The 15,819-nt window shown below is 64.9% G+C and carries 12 protein-coding genes; 3 read left to right on the forward strand and 9 right to left on the reverse strand.

What is annotated here, in order from left to right:
• Positions 1 to 128 precede the first annotated feature (128 nt).
• The 9 genes from AOP73_RS04855 to AOP73_RS04895 form a co-directional block, all read right to left on the reverse strand.
• On the reverse strand, positions 129 to 2,063 hold the full coding sequence (locus tag AOP73_RS04855) for a glycosyl hydrolase (protein ID WP_160295434.1): 1,935 nt from the start codon (positions 2,061 to 2,063) through the stop codon (positions 129 to 131).
• 124 nt (positions 2,064 to 2,187) lie between these two features.
• Entirely contained in the window at positions 2,188 to 2,931 is a 744-nt protein-coding gene (locus tag AOP73_RS04860; RefSeq protein ID WP_061963462.1) for an efflux RND transporter periplasmic adaptor subunit, read from the reverse strand.
• Entirely contained in the window at positions 2,928 to 4,697 is a 1,770-nt protein-coding gene (locus AOP73_RS04865) for a glycosyltransferase family 2 protein (RefSeq protein WP_236683505.1), read from the reverse strand. Before AOP73_RS04865 ends, AOP73_RS04860 begins: the two co-directional genes overlap by 4 nt.
• A gap of 259 nt (positions 4,698 to 4,956) precedes the next feature.
• Positions 4,957 to 5,814 carry an ABC transporter permease gene (locus AOP73_RS04870; protein WP_061963467.1) on the reverse strand — a complete coding sequence of 286 codons (858 nt, stop codon included), beginning with the start codon at positions 5,812 to 5,814 and terminating at the stop codon, positions 4,957 to 4,959.
• Complete coding sequence (locus AOP73_RS04875) at positions 5,801 to 6,607, reverse strand: ABC transporter ATP-binding protein (RefSeq protein ID WP_084626573.1); 807 nt, start codon at positions 6,605 to 6,607, stop codon at positions 5,801 to 5,803. The genes AOP73_RS04870 and AOP73_RS04875 overlap by 14 nt, the downstream gene beginning before the upstream one ends.
• On the reverse strand, positions 6,607 to 8,025 hold the full coding sequence (locus AOP73_RS04880) for a sulfate adenylyltransferase subunit 1 (RefSeq protein WP_061963468.1): 1,419 nt from the start codon (positions 8,023 to 8,025) through the stop codon (positions 6,607 to 6,609). Before AOP73_RS04880 ends, AOP73_RS04875 begins: the two co-directional genes overlap by 1 nt.
• On the reverse strand, positions 8,025 to 8,966 hold the full coding sequence (gene cysD, locus AOP73_RS04885) for a sulfate adenylyltransferase subunit CysD (RefSeq protein WP_061963470.1): 942 nt from the start codon (positions 8,964 to 8,966) through the stop codon (positions 8,025 to 8,027). The genes AOP73_RS04880 and cysD overlap by 1 nt, the downstream gene beginning before the upstream one ends.
• The gene (locus AOP73_RS04890; protein WP_061963471.1) at positions 8,963 to 9,661 is read right to left on the reverse strand and encodes a phosphoadenylyl-sulfate reductase; all 699 of its coding nucleotides are present in this window, start codon (positions 9,659 to 9,661) and stop codon (positions 8,963 to 8,965) included. The genes cysD and AOP73_RS04890 overlap by 4 nt, the downstream gene beginning before the upstream one ends.
• Positions 9,658 to 11,448: a nitrite/sulfite reductase gene (locus AOP73_RS04895; RefSeq protein WP_061963473.1), complete on the reverse strand. Its 1,791-nt coding sequence runs from the start codon at positions 11,446 to 11,448 to the stop codon at positions 9,658 to 9,660. Before AOP73_RS04895 ends, AOP73_RS04890 begins: the two co-directional genes overlap by 4 nt.
• Positions 11,449 to 11,774: 326 nt before the next feature.
• On the opposite strand from AOP73_RS04895, the gene AOP73_RS04900 reads away from it, so the two are divergent.
• From AOP73_RS04900 to AOP73_RS04910, 3 genes are all read left to right on the forward strand, one after another.
• Positions 11,775 to 13,145, forward strand: a complete 1,371-nt coding sequence (locus AOP73_RS04900) for an FAD-dependent oxidoreductase (protein WP_061963474.1) — start codon at positions 11,775 to 11,777, stop codon at positions 13,143 to 13,145.
• Between the two features lie 203 nt (positions 13,146 to 13,348).
• Positions 13,349 to 14,218 (forward strand): zinc metalloprotease HtpX, encoded by an 870-nt coding sequence (gene htpX / locus AOP73_RS04905; RefSeq protein WP_084626575.1) that lies wholly within the window; start codon positions 13,349 to 13,351, stop codon positions 14,216 to 14,218.
• A 57-nt stretch (positions 14,219 to 14,275) separates the two neighbouring features.
• Positions 14,276 to 15,814 carry a succinic semialdehyde dehydrogenase gene (locus AOP73_RS04910; protein WP_084626576.1) on the forward strand — a complete coding sequence of 513 codons (1,539 nt, stop codon included), beginning with the start codon at positions 14,276 to 14,278 and terminating at the stop codon, positions 15,812 to 15,814.
• Positions 15,815 to 15,819: the final 5 nt, after the last annotated feature.

Raw genomic sequence — 15,819 nt, forward strand, 5'->3', positions numbered from 1 at the left:
GCTGGTGCCTCAATGCGGTCGCGCCCGCCATCCCGAGCCTGCGACTCGAGGCGAATCGCACCTTTGCGGTACATGAGTGCGGTTCTGAAGCCGGTGTCAGCATCCATGTACCGCCAAGGCAGGAAGGGTCAGGTGCTCGCAATCCAGGCCAGCATGTACGCCCGCGAGTTACCGTCATCGATCAACTCCGAGTCCAAGGCAACAGCGGTGTCCCAGGCCGTCGCCGCGTCCTCGGGCCCTGCGAGCGCCAGGTACATCAGTAAGTAGTCACCGAAACCCACGGAGTATCCCCCGGCAGCCGCCTCGTCCAGTGAAGCCAGCGCGATGTCACGTGCCTTGTCGTCCGGCGGTGTGAGATAGGTCGCCATGGGCGCCATGGGGATCAGTTGAATCCCGAGCATCGCGGAGGGCTCAGCGCTGAACCACGTGGAGTACTCGCGTTTGCCGCCCCACTCGAGTGCGACCACGGGATGCGAGTATTCGGGAAAGTCGCTGAGGTCGGGACGCACCCAGCCGCGTACCGCGGCATCCGCCTCGGCGGATAGCATCCACGTCGCGGTCGCCTCGAGGGCATCGTCGTCGCGCACCCGTGCCCAGGACGCGAGCCCGTTCCAGGCGAGCACAGCCTCTGAGCTGGACTCCTGGTTGTTGCCGTCCGCGAAGGGTGAGGTACCGGACGCCCAGGAGTGCCCCGCGAAGGGGTCAAATGTGCGCAACTCAGGGAACGAATCGCTTCCAGCCCCGGAGCCCAGGTCTGCGGCGAGCAAGTCCATCACGGGCGCGATGTCCTCCTCCAGCGAGGGCTGGAGGCCTACCGCCACCGCCGCGGCATTGAGGAAATAGCCGTAGTGAAAATGGTGATCGTTGAACTGATCGGCGCCAAACGATGCCTCCTTGCCCACGACTCCCCGCATCGCGTCGTCGTACACAAAGCAGCGCACGTCGCGCTCTGCGCAGCCCTCAGGGTCGGTCCACGTGGTGAGCGCGGGCATGACAATGTCGAGGAACGAGGCGCGGAGATCCGGCTCGTCGAGGGCGTCGGCAACCATGGCGAGCATCGCGACCCGATAGAGCGCCTTGCCGCCAAAGTACGAATCCGCCGGAAGAGTGCCGGTCTCCGCGAGGTCCTCCTTGAGGGCGGTCGTGATGGCCTCGCGTTGCGCCTCCGAGACGTCCGACAGATCGAGCTCCGTTGCGGGAGCAACCGCCGCCACCTCCCAGGTGGACTGGTGGCCCGCGCAGACCTCGACAACGCCATTGATGGTGGCGTACGAGCCCAAGGAGCACTCCATGTCCTCGGATCGCGACGCCGGCACCGCGAGCACGGTGCCCTCGCCTGGGTTGTTGTAGGTGAGCTGCGTGGTGGCCGTCTCATCATTCGACGCGACCTCAAGGTTGACCGACGTCACGGGCTCGCCGAGTTCAGCCGCGAACTTCTGGGCCGAACTTCCGTCCGGAGTCGCGAAGAACTGAGCGGTGCCGCCGGGTTGGAGGTCGATCGTGCCGCCGGTAAACACGCCGCCCGTGACGAGTGCCCCGTACTCGATGCCGTTGATGTCTCCCGTGATGAGGGCCGGCTCCGGGGGCACACTGGTGCCGCCAGCCGCCGGCGACTGCTCGGCGAAGCCCCCGGGGATGATCAGGCTGGTCGCAGCATCGGCCGTCACTCCCACGACCGGCCACCCGGCCGCGAGTGTCACCCTCGCGATACTCTTTCCGCCCTGATCAACGTACGCGAGCTCGACGCTCACGGGGTCGGCGCGGGATACGAGAGGGCGGGCCGTCGCTCCGTGAATCCCCACGCCGAACTCCAGGTTCGCAGGCCCGGCGATGACGTCGGGGGTGACTGCCACACGGGGAAGCCCAAACGCAAAGCCGTCGCCCGTTGGCGAGAAGGACAGGGGAGTAGCAAAAACCGGATTCGCCTGGTCGTTGAATGCCAGGGCCGAATACCACCGGTTGGTTGGCGGAATGACACCATCGGCAAGGGACATCGGCGGGGGGCTTGCCACGGACTCGTGCGGCACAGTTGCCACCAACTGCTCAATGTTCGTGGGTGTCATGACGGCGCTAGACGGGACGGGTTGAGGCTCGGGCTGTCCAAAATCACAACCTGTCAGACCAAGAGTGAACGCGCACAAGACGGCGCTCATCGCCACAAGCCTAGAAAGGACGGGGGGCCTCATGTCAGATGCCGATGCGGTGCAGGAAGTCGCGCGCCGAGTCTCGCATGCCAGCCAATGGCCCATCGTCTCTCAAGTCCACTGTGACTTGGACCGGAGTGCCTGGAGCTGTCAGTCCCGTGGGCTCGCTGCCTGCAATCTCGCCACTGTCGACAGTGACGTATGCCCGAGCGTTTCCCCCCTCGGTGGCCACCTGAACGTCCCCCACGGTTCCCGGCACAATGCTGCGGTCAGGCAACCGCAGCTCGACGCTGGCACCGCCCTCGAGGCGGTCGAGGTCGCGAGGGTTCAGCACTAACTCTGCGGTGACCTCGAGCGAGCCGTCTTGAACGACCTCCGCGACGATTCCTCCGGACGGCACGTAGCCACCGGGGCCCACGTGCAGCACTGCGACGGTTCCGTCCGCGCTGGCGGTGACGGACCACAACGGACTGGCTTCAAAGTCCTTCGCATCCTCGTCGTCCTCGTCGATTGCGGACTTCGCATCGGCCTCGAGATCTCGCTTGCGCTGCAGACTCTCGATGGTGAAGAGCACGTCGCCCTCGACAACGGCGTCACCCTCCTCCACGAACTGTCGGACTACCTTTCCGCCGTAGTCAGTGCCCACGGGCAACTGGTGCGCGCTGATGGTGGCGGTCTGCGACACCGCCGTGGACTCCCGCTCGGTGTAGACGTAAGTCGCCGCCGCGACGACGACAAGGACGGCAAGCGTGCCGAACGCAAGCTTGAAGCGTGTGGCCCAGGTCATGACACACCTCCCTTCACCCGGCGGGGCAACGGCGTGCTCCACCGCGCCGGTTCAACGGCTGGTTCTTGCTTGGCGGCGACAGGGACCGCGGCGCTCGCCGGAGCCGGCGCAGCAACAGAGGTAGAAGCAGGCCGCGCCACGACAGTGCGCATCGGCCGCTCTTGGCGGTGATCGGAAGCGGCGGAACGCGGCACGTCTCTGCCGCGGCTTTCGCGGAGCGCGGCCAGCACGAATGCGCCGAGGATCACGGTGTTGGTGACGTTCCACGCTGTGGCCAATGCCACCGATCCATTGTCGATATCCCGGAAGATGCCCACCACGCTCGTCAGTGCCAGGAAGATGAAGAACAGTACCTGCGGCACGATGAAGTTGAACGGCGACGAACCCTTGGCTGTGCCCGTAGCCTGCCATCCGACGTCCTTGCGCTTGATCGCGTTGGTGAGCGCCTTGACGTAGATGGGGAACGAGACCGCCGCGAGTGTCAGTGTTTCCCACCGGAAGGACCCCAGGGTGTACCAGGCAAAGATGATCTGCAGCAGGTAGAAGCCCGCGTAGTAGAGGAACCACGTGAGCACGGTGGTGTCAACCGTCATCGGCTTCAGGTCAAAGAAGATCTCGAGCGGTGGCAGCATCAGCAGGATCAAGGGACAGATGCCAGTCAGGTAGAACGTGGACGTCACCAGGTACTGGATGCGCTGCTCGAGTGACAGCCTGCGGTGACGGCTCAGGGGGTTGTGGGTGAGCAGAATCTCAAAGCCGCCGGTCGCCCACCTAAGTTGTTGCTTGGAGTACGCCTCGATGGTCTCGGGTGCGTCGCCCACGGCGAGCACGTCCGGGATGAAGATCGAGTTCCATCCGGCTTCGTGCAGCATCAACGATGTCCACACATCCTCGGACTTCGAGTCGGTGTAGATGCCGCCCACGTCGTCGATGGCGGCCCGGCGGAACATGACGTTGGTGCCCACGCAAAAGGCTGCGTTGAACCGATTGCGCCCCGGCTGGATGAAGCGGTAGAACACCGCCTGCATGTAGGCCGCACCGCGCGCGATGGTGGTGTGGAGATTCCCGTAGCTCTGCGGGGTCTGCACAAAGGCGAGCTTGGAGTCGTGAAAGAAAGGCAGCGTCTCCTCGATGAAGCCCGGACGCGGCACAAAGTCCGCGTCGAACACAGCGAAGAAGTCACCCTTGGCGAGCGTGAGCGCGTGGTTGATGTTGCCGGCCTTGGCCCCTCCAGAACTGAGCCGACGCACGTACCTGGCGCCCTCATCGGAGGCAATCGCGCGGACCTCGTCCGACCGGCCGTCGTCGAGAATCCACGTCCGGTGCACGCCGTGAATCTCAATCGCGGCTTGCACAGTTCGGCGAATGACCGACGGCGCTTCTCCGCACGTGGTGATGAAGACGTCCACGCTCGCGGGCCTCCCGTTGAGCTCGACTGGCCACAGCGGCGGGGGTAGCCCGCGGCGCTTCGCATTGACACCGAAGAGCGCGTCGCGGCTATGAAAGTAAGCAAAGTCGCGGGGGTTGTGACCCCCGGAAAGGATGGTCCACATTCCAAAAAACGCCTGAGCTACCAACACGCTCTCGGCGAGGAGCACCATGGAGTACGGCAGGAGATCCCCTCGGTGCGCGGGATCGAGGAGAAAGCCCGCGTAAAGGAGCGTGCCCAACGTCGCCGCACCCACCATCAGGAACAGGATGGGGCTGGGCGTGGTGTGGGACTCCTGCTGATGAAGCGAATGAGCGGGAGTAGGGGAAGTGTGCATCTGAGGAGACATGGGTACTCCGTCTAGGTCTCGGAGGCACCATGTAGTATCAGGCGCTCCGTGTGAATGATCCGAGATGGCGGCGCTGCCTCATGCGGCGGGAACAGTGCTCCCGCGAACGGTACTGCTACGAACGAACCTACGGCACGAGGGTGAACCACGTAGGGTCCACAAGGTAAATAGTGCGTGACGCAAACCTCACCGATGGGACAGGCGAGCGGCATCGTCCCTCACTCGAGTTACTCGGTGTGGTGGCTCCCTAGTGAGGCAGCCCGGCGTCCACGAGTCCCCGCGAGACGCGCAGGCGGTGGTGCACACGAGCGAACACCAGTCGGTCCACGAGCATCGTGAAGGCGAGCACGATCATGATGGTGGCCATCATCTCGGTGAGGTCGCCGGTCTCGCGCGAGCGGGCAATAACCGAGCCGATGCCAGTACCCGACACGGAGCCGGACAACGCGCCTGAGAAGATCTCGCCGGCCACGAGGCAGCGGAACGCGATCGACCAGCCCAGCTCGAGACCGGTAGTGATGCCGGGTAGCGCCGCGGGCAACACCACGTGACGCATGAGCGTGCCGCGGTCCGCGCCGTACGTCCGGCCTGCCCGGATAAGGAGGGGAGGAACGGATTTCACGGCGCTGCGTGTGGCGAGCATAACCGCCGGCATCGCGCCGATGCTGACCACGGCCCCTAGCGAGAAGACGGACGTACCGAGTACCACCGCCGCGACGGGAATCCACATCGAGGTAGGCATGCCCTGCAGCGCAGCCAGATACGGGGATAGTCCGCGGTCCAATGCCGGGTGAGCGCCGATCAGCAGTCCCAGCGCCACACCACCCACTGCGGCGATCGCGAAGCAGATTCCCATGAACGCGGTGACGCGCCCAAAAATCGAGAACAACTGGCCGTCCTTGGCCATGCGCACCAGCTCGCCGCCGGTGTCGGCAGGGCTGGGTAGCGTGTCGACAAAGGCGGAGGTCAACGCCCACAGGGCCAGGATCACGACCCCGGTCACAAGGATGGGTAGTGCCTTGCGTCCGCGCTGGGCGCGCTCGCGTACGACGCCGGCCGATGCGTCGGCCGGCTGAGCACCGGCGGTGACCTCAGATGCTGACATGGCCGTCCTCCGATCCGCCACGGGGGGCGGAGATGCCGAGTTGGTCGGCGGCATCGAGCAGTCCGCGCACCTCGCGCGCGAGTGCCACGACACGGTCGGACTCGACTACCCGTGGACGCTGCAATCCCACCGCTACTTCGCCGATGATGTGGCCGGGTCCGGACGACAGCACCACCACTCGCGAGCCAAGGGCAACGGCCTCGCGCACGTTGTGGGTCACGAAGATGATCGTGGTGCCGGTCTCCTGCCAGAGATCCTGGAGTTCAACATGGAGGCGGTCGCGTGACGGTGCATCGAGCGCGGAGAAGGGCTCGTCCATGAGCAGCACCTGGGGCCGCATCGCGAACGCGCGAGCCAGGGCCGCACGCTGGCGCATCCCGCCGGACAGTTGGTGGGGGTGCAGGTCGGCGGCATCGCTCAGTCCCACCTTGGCGAGCCACTCGGTGACGGTGGCCTCGCGCTCGGCATCGGCGATCCCGGCGTTCTTCAGCCCAAAGCCCACATTGTCCCGTACCGACAGCCAGGGAAACAGTGCATGCTCCTGAAACACCATGACCCGATCGAGCCCGGGTCCAGTAACTTTCGCACCGTCCACGACCACCGACCCGCGCACGGGGCGCGTGTGACCTGCCACGAGGTCGAGCAGGGTGGACTTGCCGCAGCCAGATGGCCCGACGACGCAGATGAACTCGCCGGCAGCGATAGACAACGTGACGCCATCCAACGCCAGGCGCGCGGGGCCGCGCCCGGCGAACTGCTGGGCAACGTCGGTGAGGAGGACAGGTGAGCTCATTAGATGCTGATGTACGAATCCTCGCCGCTACCGGGCACCTGCGCGCGAGCCGTGCCGGCACCGAGGGTGTTGCCATCCTGGGGGTCGATCAGGCAGAACGCGCCGGTGCGGCGGTGGCGACCATAGTCCTCGACAGCGAGCGGCTGCGCGAGTTGGAACGAGACCACACCAATGTCATTGAGCAGCAGCTCGTGACCCTTAGCGATCGAGTTGTCCAGCGTGCCGCCGGGCAGCGAGATGTCGAGAATACCCTCGATGCTGGTGACCATCGCCTGAACCATCGCGGTTCCGTGCTGCACCAGCACGCGGTCGCGCACCCGGAGCGGACGATCCGTCAACCACGCGACGTGAGCGTGGAACTGGCGCTCCGCCTTGGGGGCGTCGGTACCGAAGGCGAGCAGGTCGCCTCGCGCGATATCGATCTCGTCCGTCAGGCGAAGTGCAACCGACTGACCGGTAAACGCCTCGTCGAGCGGGCCCGTCGCGGTGTCAATCCCCGCGATGGTCGATGTGCGCCCCGAGGGCAGCACGGTGACCGGGTCGCCTACGCGCACCGTGCCTTCGGCAACCTGGCCGCCGTAGCCGCGGTATTCGCGGTACTCGGGGCTGATCGCGGCATCCTGAGGACGAAGCACCAACTGGACGGGGAAGCGCCAGCCAGTCTCAGCATCGGCTGCATCCTGGGCCGTGGGGTGCTTGACGCCGCGCTTGTGGGCGGCGCCGTAGAGGTCGGCGCCATCGTCGATGGACGGCACGGTTTCGAGCACGTCAAGCACGGTTGGGCCCTCATACCAGGAGGTGCGGGTGGAGGCGACGGCGACGTTGTCGCCCTCCAGCGCGCTCACCGGGATGCTGATGACGTTGGTCAGGCCCAGCGACTCGGCGTGCGACTGCACGTGACGCTCGATGTGCCGGAACGGCCCCTGCGCGTAGTCGAGCAGGTCAATCTTGTTGACCGCCACGATCACGTGGGGGACGCGCAAAAGTGCCGCCACGGCGAGGTGGCGCTTGGTCTGCTCGACCACACCGAAGCGGGCGTCGATCAGGACCACCAGGGCATCGGCCGTGGAGGCTCCAGTGACGGCATTGCGCGTGTACTGCACGTGTCCCGGGCAGTCGGCCAGGATGAACGTGCGCTTGGGGGTGGAGAAGTAGCGGTACGCGACGTCGATGGTGATGCCCTGCTCGCGCTCGGCACGCAGACCATCGGTGAGCAGCGCAAGGTCGGGGGCCTCGAGCCCGCGGTCACGCGAGACGCGCTCCACGGCCTCGTAGGCGTCCGCGAGGATCGACTTGGTGTCGTGCAACAGGCGTCCCACCAGGGTGGACTTGCCATCGTCGACGGATCCCGCGGTGGCGAAGCGCAGTAGTGAGGTGACGCGCGAGTCGGCGGCCTCGTATGCGATATCGGTGCTCATTAGAAGTAGCCCTCTTTCTTGCGGTCTTCCATCGCTGCTTCGCTCACGCGGTCGTCGGCGCGCGTGGCGCCACGTTCCGTGATGCGAGTCGAGGCGACCTCGGCGATGACGTCTGAAATTGATGTGGCGGGGGACTCGACGGCGCCCGTGCACGACGCGTCTCCCACGGTGCGATACCGGACGGAACGGGTCTCAGTCTGCTCGTCGTCACGCATCTTCACGGCGGGGTGCGGAGAGAGCCACATGCCGTCGCGCTTGAAGACCTCGCGGTCGTGCGAGTAATACAGCGAAGGCACGTCAATGTCATCGCGCTCGATGTAGCGCCACACGTCCAGCTCGGTCCAGTTGCTGATGGGGAACACGCGCACGTGCTGACCCGGCAGGTGGCGCGGGTTGTACAAATTCCAGAGCTCGGGACGCTGGTTGCGTGGGTCCCACGCGCCAAACTCGTCGCGAAGAGACACGACGCGCTCCTTGGCGCGGGCCTTCTCTTCGTCGCGCCGTGCTCCGCCAAACACCACGTCGTACTTGTGCTGCGTGATGCCGTCGAGCAGCGGTACGGTCTGCAGCTGGTTGCGGGTGCCGTCGGGACGCTCGCGCAGGCGTTCGTCGTCGATGTAGTCCTGCACCTTCATGACCTGCAGGCGCAGGCCGAGGCGCTCGACCGTGCGGTCGCGGAACTCGATGACCTCGTCAAAGTTGTGGCCGGTATCGACATGCATCAGTTCGAACGGCACCTTGCCGGGCCAGAACGCCTTGGTGGCCAGGTGCAGCACCACCACGGAGTCCTTGCCGCCGCTGAACAGGAGCACGGGCTTGCGCGCGGTGCCCACGGCCTCGCGGATGATGTGGATGCCCTCGGCCTCGAGCGCATCGAGCGTGCTCATGCGCGCCGGTACGTGGGTGGACGCTGGATCTGTGGTCACAACTGCCTCGCTCATTCGTGGATTCCGCACTCTGTCTTCTCTTGCCCCGACCACCGGCCGGACCGAGGGTCCTCGCCGGGTGCCACCTTGTTGGTGCACGGCTCGCAGCCGATGCTGGGATAGCCCTGCGCGACCAAGGGGTTGCGCGGCAGCTGGTTGGCTACCTGGTAAACCTCGACGTCCATGTCCGACCAGGCGGCAATGGGATTGATCTTGACCAAGCCGTGCCCCTCATCCCACGTGACGATCGGCATTTCGGCACGGGTCACGGCATCGACGCGGCGGGCGCCGGTCACCCAGGCGTCGTAACCCGCGAGCGAGCGCGCGAGCGGATCAACCTTGCGCATGAAGCAGCACAAATTGGGGTCGCGCGCGAAGAGGTCCTTGCCGAACTCGGCATCCTGCTCTTCTACGGTCTTTGCCGGCAGCGCGTTGACGATCGTGATGGGGAAGCGCCGGGCTGCCTCGTCACGGGTCTCGATGGTCTCCTTGAAGTGGTAGCCGGTCTCCAGGAACAACACATGCGCTCCAGGCAGACGCGTGCCAAACATGTGCGGCAGGATCGTGTCCTGCATGGAGGCGGCGACGATGAGCTTCTGGCCGAAGGTCTCGATGGCCCAGTCGGCAATTTCCGACGCCGATGCTCCGGCCAGGCGTTCGTTGACCTCGGCGCACGCCTCAGCGTTCCACACGGTGGTGTCGGTACTCATTTGATGAGCTCCTCTTCCGCCCGGAAGGCCCAGTCGGCGAACGTCTCTTCGCCAACGCGGTCGGCGAGGAAGTTTTTGGTGACGCGCTCGACGTAGTCAGGCATGCCGTCTTGGGTGACCTTGTGGGCACGGATCTTGCGCCCAAAGTCGTTGTCGTCGCCGCGACCCAAGCGCCCACCCAGGTGAACCTGATAGCCGGGGACCTGTTCTCCGGATTCCTCGTCTAGGACCAGCTGACCCTTAAACCCGATGTCCGCGGTCTGGACGCGTGCGCAGGAGTTGGGGCAGCCGTTGACGTGCACAGTAATAGGAGTGTCGAGTGTGGGGAAGATGTCGTCGAGCTTCTTGACGACCTCGCGGGCGGTGGCCTTGGTCTCCACGATCGCGAGCTTGCAGTACTCGATGCCGGTGCACGCGATCACGTTGCGGTGGAACTCGCGGGGGTTGGAGTCCAGCTCGAGAGCACGCAGGCCGTTCACCACGTCGTTGACGCTGGGCTCGGGGATGTCGAGCACCAGGATCTTCTGTAGCGGCGTGAGCCGGATGCGGTCCGACCCCACGGCCTCCGTGATGTTGGCGATCTCCTGGAGCTTGGTGCCGGAGATGCGGCCGGCGACGGGGGCGACTCCCACAAAGTAGTTGCCGTCGCGCTGCTCGTTGATTCCCACGTGGTCGCCTCGCGCACCGGGCTTGCCCACCTTGGGGGCGGGGCCCTCCGGGAGGGTGTAGCCCAGGTAGTCGTCCTGCAGCACTTGGAGGAACTTCTCTCCGCCCCAGGCCTTCACGAGGAACTTGAGGCGTGCCCGCGTGCGCAGGCGCCGGTAGCCGTGGTCGCGGAAGATTCCCACCACGCCCGCCCAAACCTCGGACACCTGCTCGGGCTTGACGAACACGCCCAGGCGAATGCCGAGGTGGGGGTTGATGGACAGTCCGCCACCCACCCACAGGTCGTAGCCCACACCGAACTCGGGGTGCTCGACGGCGCAGAACGCCACGTCCTGCACCTCGTGAAGGATGTCGGGGACCGGGGTTCCGGTGATCGCGGTCTTGAACTTGCGGGGAAGGTTGGTGAACTGCGGGTCGCCAATGTACTTGTCGGTGATCTCGTTGATGTTGGGCGTGGGGTCGATCAACTCGTCCTTGGCGATGCCCGCGACGGGAGAGCCGAGGATCACGCGCGGCACGTCGCCGCACGCCTCGGTGCAGAACAGACCCACGGCCTCGACGCGACGGAAGATCTCCGGCACGTCCTCGATGCGGATCCAGTGGAGCTGGATGTTCTGGCGGTCCGAGACGTCGGCGGTGTCACGGCCGAATTCCTCGGAGATCTTGCCGATCTCGCGCGCCTGCGCCACGGACAGCTGGCCGCCATCCGAGCGGATGCGAAGCATGAAGTACTCGTCGTCGAGCTGGTGAGCGTCCAGGATTGCGGTCTTGCCGCCATCAATTCCCTGGCGACGCTGCGTGTAGAGCCCCCACCACCGGAAGCGGCCGCGTAGGTCTCCGGGAGGGATGGACCAGAAGCCCCACTTGGAGTACAGGTTCTCGATGCGCTCGCGTACCTCGAGTGGGTCTCCGACGGACTTCATCTCTTCGTTGGGGTTCAGCGGAGTCTTGTCGCCGGCCGCCCACTGACCGTCACGGCTAGCGCTGTTCTTGCGCGCAGAAGCCTCGCGGGTGCGGATGAGGCGCGCCTCCTCGCGGTGGCGGCGGCGCTCCTCGGCTTCCGCGTTTGTAGCGGAATTGGGCGCAGCAGCATCGGCTGCAGTGGCTCCAGTGGGTGTCACGGAGACTCCTCGAAAGATTTCGTGGGAGCTTGGCCGTTTGAGCGCGATGAGTTGCGCTCGTGAGGCCGAGCGCCCAGGGGTACAGGTTGGTGTATCCGTGGGCGGTTAGGCCGAGGGACACATGGCGCAGCAAACACAAGGCATCATGGATGCGCAAGGGTTTGTCGTGTGAGCCATGCCGTGATTCTGGCACACCCGACGCCGATGTGCCAAAACCCATACATCATCTTGGTTGGACAATCGCCAAACTGAGGTGTCTATACTCTGGGGCTAGCACGGCCGGGAGCGCCCCCGGTTGTATACGCCCCCCAAGGATTGTGAGACTCGTGACTCCCGAACGCCCACTGCGCGTCGCCATCATCGGCGCCGGCCCTGCCGGTACTTACGCTGCCGACATTCTTTCCAAGACCGAACTCCCGGTGTCGATTGACATCATCGAGCGCCTGCCTGCGCCGTTCGGTCTGGTGCGATATGGAGTGGCTCCTGACCACCCGCGGATCAAGCAGATCATCGTCGCGCTGGCGAACGTTCTGGGGCGCGACGACATCCGCCTGCTCGCCAACGTAAATATTGGCACGGATCTCACGTTGCAGGACCTCGAAGACCACTACGACGCGGTTATTTATGCCACCGGGTCGTTCAAGGACGCAGACCTCAACATTCCTGGTATTGACCTAGAAGGGTCGTTTGGTGCCGCCGACTTTGTGAGCTGGTTCGACGGCCACCCCGACGTGCCTCGCACCTGGCCGCTCGAGGCCAAGGAAGTGGCGGTCTTTGGCGTCGGAAACGTGGCCCTCGACGTGGCCCGCATCCTCGCAAAGCACCCCAAGGATCTGGCGCCCACGGAGATCCCCACAAACGTCATGGAGATCCTCGAATCTTCGCCCGTCACGGACGTGCACGTATTTGGTCGCCGTGGCCCCGCGCAGGTGAAGTTCAGCCCGCTCGAGCTACGCGAACTAGGTCATGTTCCGGATGTTGACGTCCTGGTCTATCCCGAGGACTACGACTTTGACGAGGGCTCGATGCAGTTGCTCGAGGAGAACCGTCAGGCCAAGCAGGTCGTCAAGACGCTGACCGACTGGACCCTCAAGGAGCCGACGGGTGCTTCGCGGCGTATCCACTTGCATTTCCTCCAGAGCCCGCACGAGATTCTTGGCGAGGACGGCAAGGTGACCGGCGTGCGCGTCGAGCGCACCGCCCTTCAGGGCGACGGCACCGTCAAGGGAACCGGTGAGTTCATCGACTACCCCGTGCAGGCTGCGTACCGCGCCGTGGGTTATTACGGCACTGAGATCGATGGAGTGCCATTCGATGACGCCAAGGGGGTCATCGCGAACGAGGCTGGCCGCGTGGTCAACAATGGCGACGTCGTTCCTGGTATCTACACTACTGGCTGGATCAAGCGCGGACCCGTGGGCCTCATTGGGCACACCAAGTCGGACGCTGCCGAGACCATCGCCAACATTGTCGAAGACGCGGAGCGCTTGTATGCCGAGTCCAAGGCTGGCGCCGAACAGCGCAGCCCCGACAACATCCTGCGACTGCTCAAGGAGCGCGGCGTGCCGGTGATCCAGTGGCACGACTGGGAGGTGCTGGACAACCACGAGCTCGCACTGGGCGAGGCTGATGGCCGTCTGCGTGTCAAGGTGGTTCCGCGTGACGAGATGACCGACGTCGCGCTCAAGCGCAACTAGCAACCGTTCGACGCAGAAGGGCCCCGACTCCCCCGTGGCGTCGGGGCCCTTCTGCGTCTACCCCCGGCGTTGTCGAGAGTCTATTCAGCGTGCTAATCCAGCTATTCGTCGGGGCCATGACGGACACTGGAACCGGAGGCATCGGCGGCGCGTTTTGTACGTGAACGCTTTCGCGTTAACGAAGTTTCGAATCAGGAGTTTGAGTGGGCGGCAAGAAGTATTTCAACGGGGTCAAGACCATGGGCCTCTTTGTGGTGATGTGGGTGGTGCTGCTTGGCATCGGCTCGTTTGTGGCCGGAGGCAAGTTCCTGTGGGTCTTTGTGCTGATGTCGCTTGGCGGCACCATTTACGGCTACTGGAACTCAGACAAGCTCGCCATCAAGGCGATGCACGCACGCCCCGTGACCGAGGTCGAGCAGCCCGCGATGTACCGCATTGTCAGCGAGCTGTCCCGCGAGGCTCGTCAGCCGATGCCGCGCCTGTACGTGTCTCCTACCGCCGCGCCGAACGCGTTCGCGACGGGTCGTAATCCGTCGAACTCCGCGGTGTGCTGCACCGAGGGGATTCTCAGCCTGCTCGATGACCGCGAATTACGCGGTGTGCTCGGACACGAACTCATGCACGTCTACAACCGCGACATTCTCATCGCCTCCGTCGCGGCGGCTTTCGCCGGAATGATCACCGCCTTCGCGCAGATGATGTTGTTCTTTGGTGGAGGCAGTGACCGCAACTCGAACCCGCTTGCGTTGCTGTCCATGCTGATCCTGGCGCCGTTCGCGGCCATGCTGATCCGCACCGCAATCTCCCGCACCCGCGAGTACGACGCGGACGAGGACGGCGCGAAGCTCACTGGCGACCCGATGGCCCTGGCCTCGGCACTGCGCAAGCTCGAGTCCGGTGCGGCCGCGCGTCCGCTTCAGCAGACCCCGCAACTTGAGAATGTGTCCCACATGATGATCGCGAACCCATTTGCGGGCGCGGGTCTCGCCAAACTATTCGCGTCCCACCCGCCTATGGCGGACCGCATTGCACGTCTCGAGTCGATGGCCGGCGGGCGTCCCGGCATCAGCTAACACCGCGTCATCAGCGGGTTCTCGGCAATTCGTTGGCCGATGGGTGAGTATTGAAGCATGAGCACCCTGTCGCTAACCTCTGCCATGAACAATCTCGCAGCTCTCGTGACGTCGAGTGGCGAAGCCGGCGACATCGTGGTCCGTAGTCCGTTCGATGACGGCATCGTTGGGACGTTGCCAGCGTCCTCTGAGGCGGACGTGGCGCGAGCCTTCGCACAGGCCGCGGTCGCTCAAACAGACTGGGCCGCGAGGCCCGTCAAGGAGCGTGCGGCGGTGGTGGCGCGATTCCGTGACCTGCTACTGAGGGAGCGGGATGCCCTTGTCGACTGCGTCCAGGCCGAGACGGGCAAAGCCCGAGCGAGCGCGTTTGAAGAGGTCGCCGATGCGTCCCTATGGAGTAGCTATAACGCCCGCCATGCGTCCGGATTGCTCCGCGAAAAGCGGCGCCAGGGAACGTTCCCGCTTCTGACGAAGACGCACGAGCGGCACGTCCCCAAGGGAGTCGTTGGCGTCATCACGCCCTGGAACTACCCGCTGACGCTGCCGGCCAGCGACGTCGTCCCGGCGCTGGTGACCGGCAACGCGGTGGTGCTCAAGCCCGACTCGCAGACCCCACACACGGCGCTCATGGTGCTTGATCTGTTGCTCCGCGCGGGATTGCCTCGCGACGTGTTGCAGATTGTCGTTGGCCCGGGTCCCGAGGTGGGAGGCGCCGTCGTCGCCAACGCGGATTACGTCATGTTCACGGGCTCGACTGCCACGGGCAAGATCGTCGCGGCGCAGTGCGCGGAACGACTGATCGGTTGCTCCGCAGAACTCGGGGGCAAGAACGCAATGCTGGTCCTCGAGGATGCAGACGTGGCCAAGGCGGCCGTCGGAGCAGTCCGGGGCTGCTTCGCGAACTCGGGTCAGCTGTGCGTCAGCATTGAACGGATCTACGTGCACGACGCGGTCTGGGACGAGTTTGTCTCCGCGTTTGGGGAACGCGTCAGACAGATGCGCCTGGAGCCGGGCTTCGAGTGGGACGCGGACATGGGCTCGCTGATCAGCGAGCGACAGCTCGATGCCGTTGCCGCCCACGTCGACGATGCGGTGGCGAAGGGGGCGAGCGTCCTGACCGGCGGGAATCGACGCCCGGACCTGGGGCCGTACTTCTACGAGCCCACAGTTCTGCTTGGGGTCACCGACTCGATGGAGTTGGCGCGCAAGGAGACCTTTGGCCCCGTCGTGAGCCTGTACCGGGTGTCCTCCGACGACGAGGGCGTGAAGCTCGCCAATGACAGCGAGTATGGGCTCAGCGCAAGCGTGTGGTCAAAAAGAAATGGGCCCAACGTAGCTCGCAAACTCGAAGCGGGGACGGTCAACGTCAACGAGGCGTATGCGGCGACGTGGAGTTCACATGGCGCCCCCATGGGCGGAATGAAGTCCTCGGGACTTGGGCGACGCCACGGTGCGCAGGGACTCTTGAAGTACACAGAACCGCAGACCATCGCGGTGCAACGCCTGCTACCGATCGCCGGTCCTGCGGACCTCAAGAAGGAAACCTGGGCGAAGGCGCTGAGCGCCGGATCCCGCCTCCTTAACCTCTACCGATAGGAACC

The sequence above is a fragment of the Demequina aurantiaca genome (assembly GCF_000975135.1).
Classification (GTDB): Bacteria; Actinomycetota; Actinomycetes; order Actinomycetales; family Demequinaceae; genus Demequina; species Demequina aurantiaca.

Bases quoted from the DNA above. Each gene is read 5' to 3' on its own strand.
- AOP73_RS04855 (WP_160295434.1), bottom strand. From the start codon at position 2,063: ATGACACCCACGAACATTGAGCAGTTGGTGGCAACTGTGCCGCACGAG.
- AOP73_RS04860 (WP_061963462.1), bottom strand. From the start codon at position 2,931: ATGACCTGGGCCACACGCTTCAAGCTTGCGTTCGGCACGCTTGCCGTC.
- AOP73_RS04865 (WP_236683505.1), bottom strand. From the start codon at position 4,697: ATGCACACTTCCCCTACTCCCGCTCATTCGCTTCATCAGCAGGAGTCC.
- AOP73_RS04870 (WP_061963467.1), bottom strand. From the start codon at position 5,814: ATGTCAGCATCTGAGGTCACCGCCGGTGCTCAGCCGGCCGACGCATCG.
- AOP73_RS04875 (WP_084626573.1), bottom strand. From the start codon at position 6,607: ATGAGCTCACCTGTCCTCCTCACCGACGTTGCCCAGCAGTTCGCCGGG.
- AOP73_RS04880 (WP_061963468.1), bottom strand. From the start codon at position 8,025: ATGAGCACCGATATCGCATACGAGGCCGCCGACTCGCGCGTCACCTCA.
- cysD (WP_061963470.1), bottom strand. From the start codon at position 8,966: ATGAGCGAGGCAGTTGTGACCACAGATCCAGCGTCCACCCACGTACCG.
- AOP73_RS04890 (WP_061963471.1), bottom strand. From the start codon at position 9,661: ATGAGTACCGACACCACCGTGTGGAACGCTGAGGCGTGCGCCGAGGTC.
- AOP73_RS04910 (WP_084626576.1), top strand. From the start codon at position 14,276: ATGAGCACCCTGTCGCTAACCTCTGCCATGAACAATCTCGCAGCTCTC.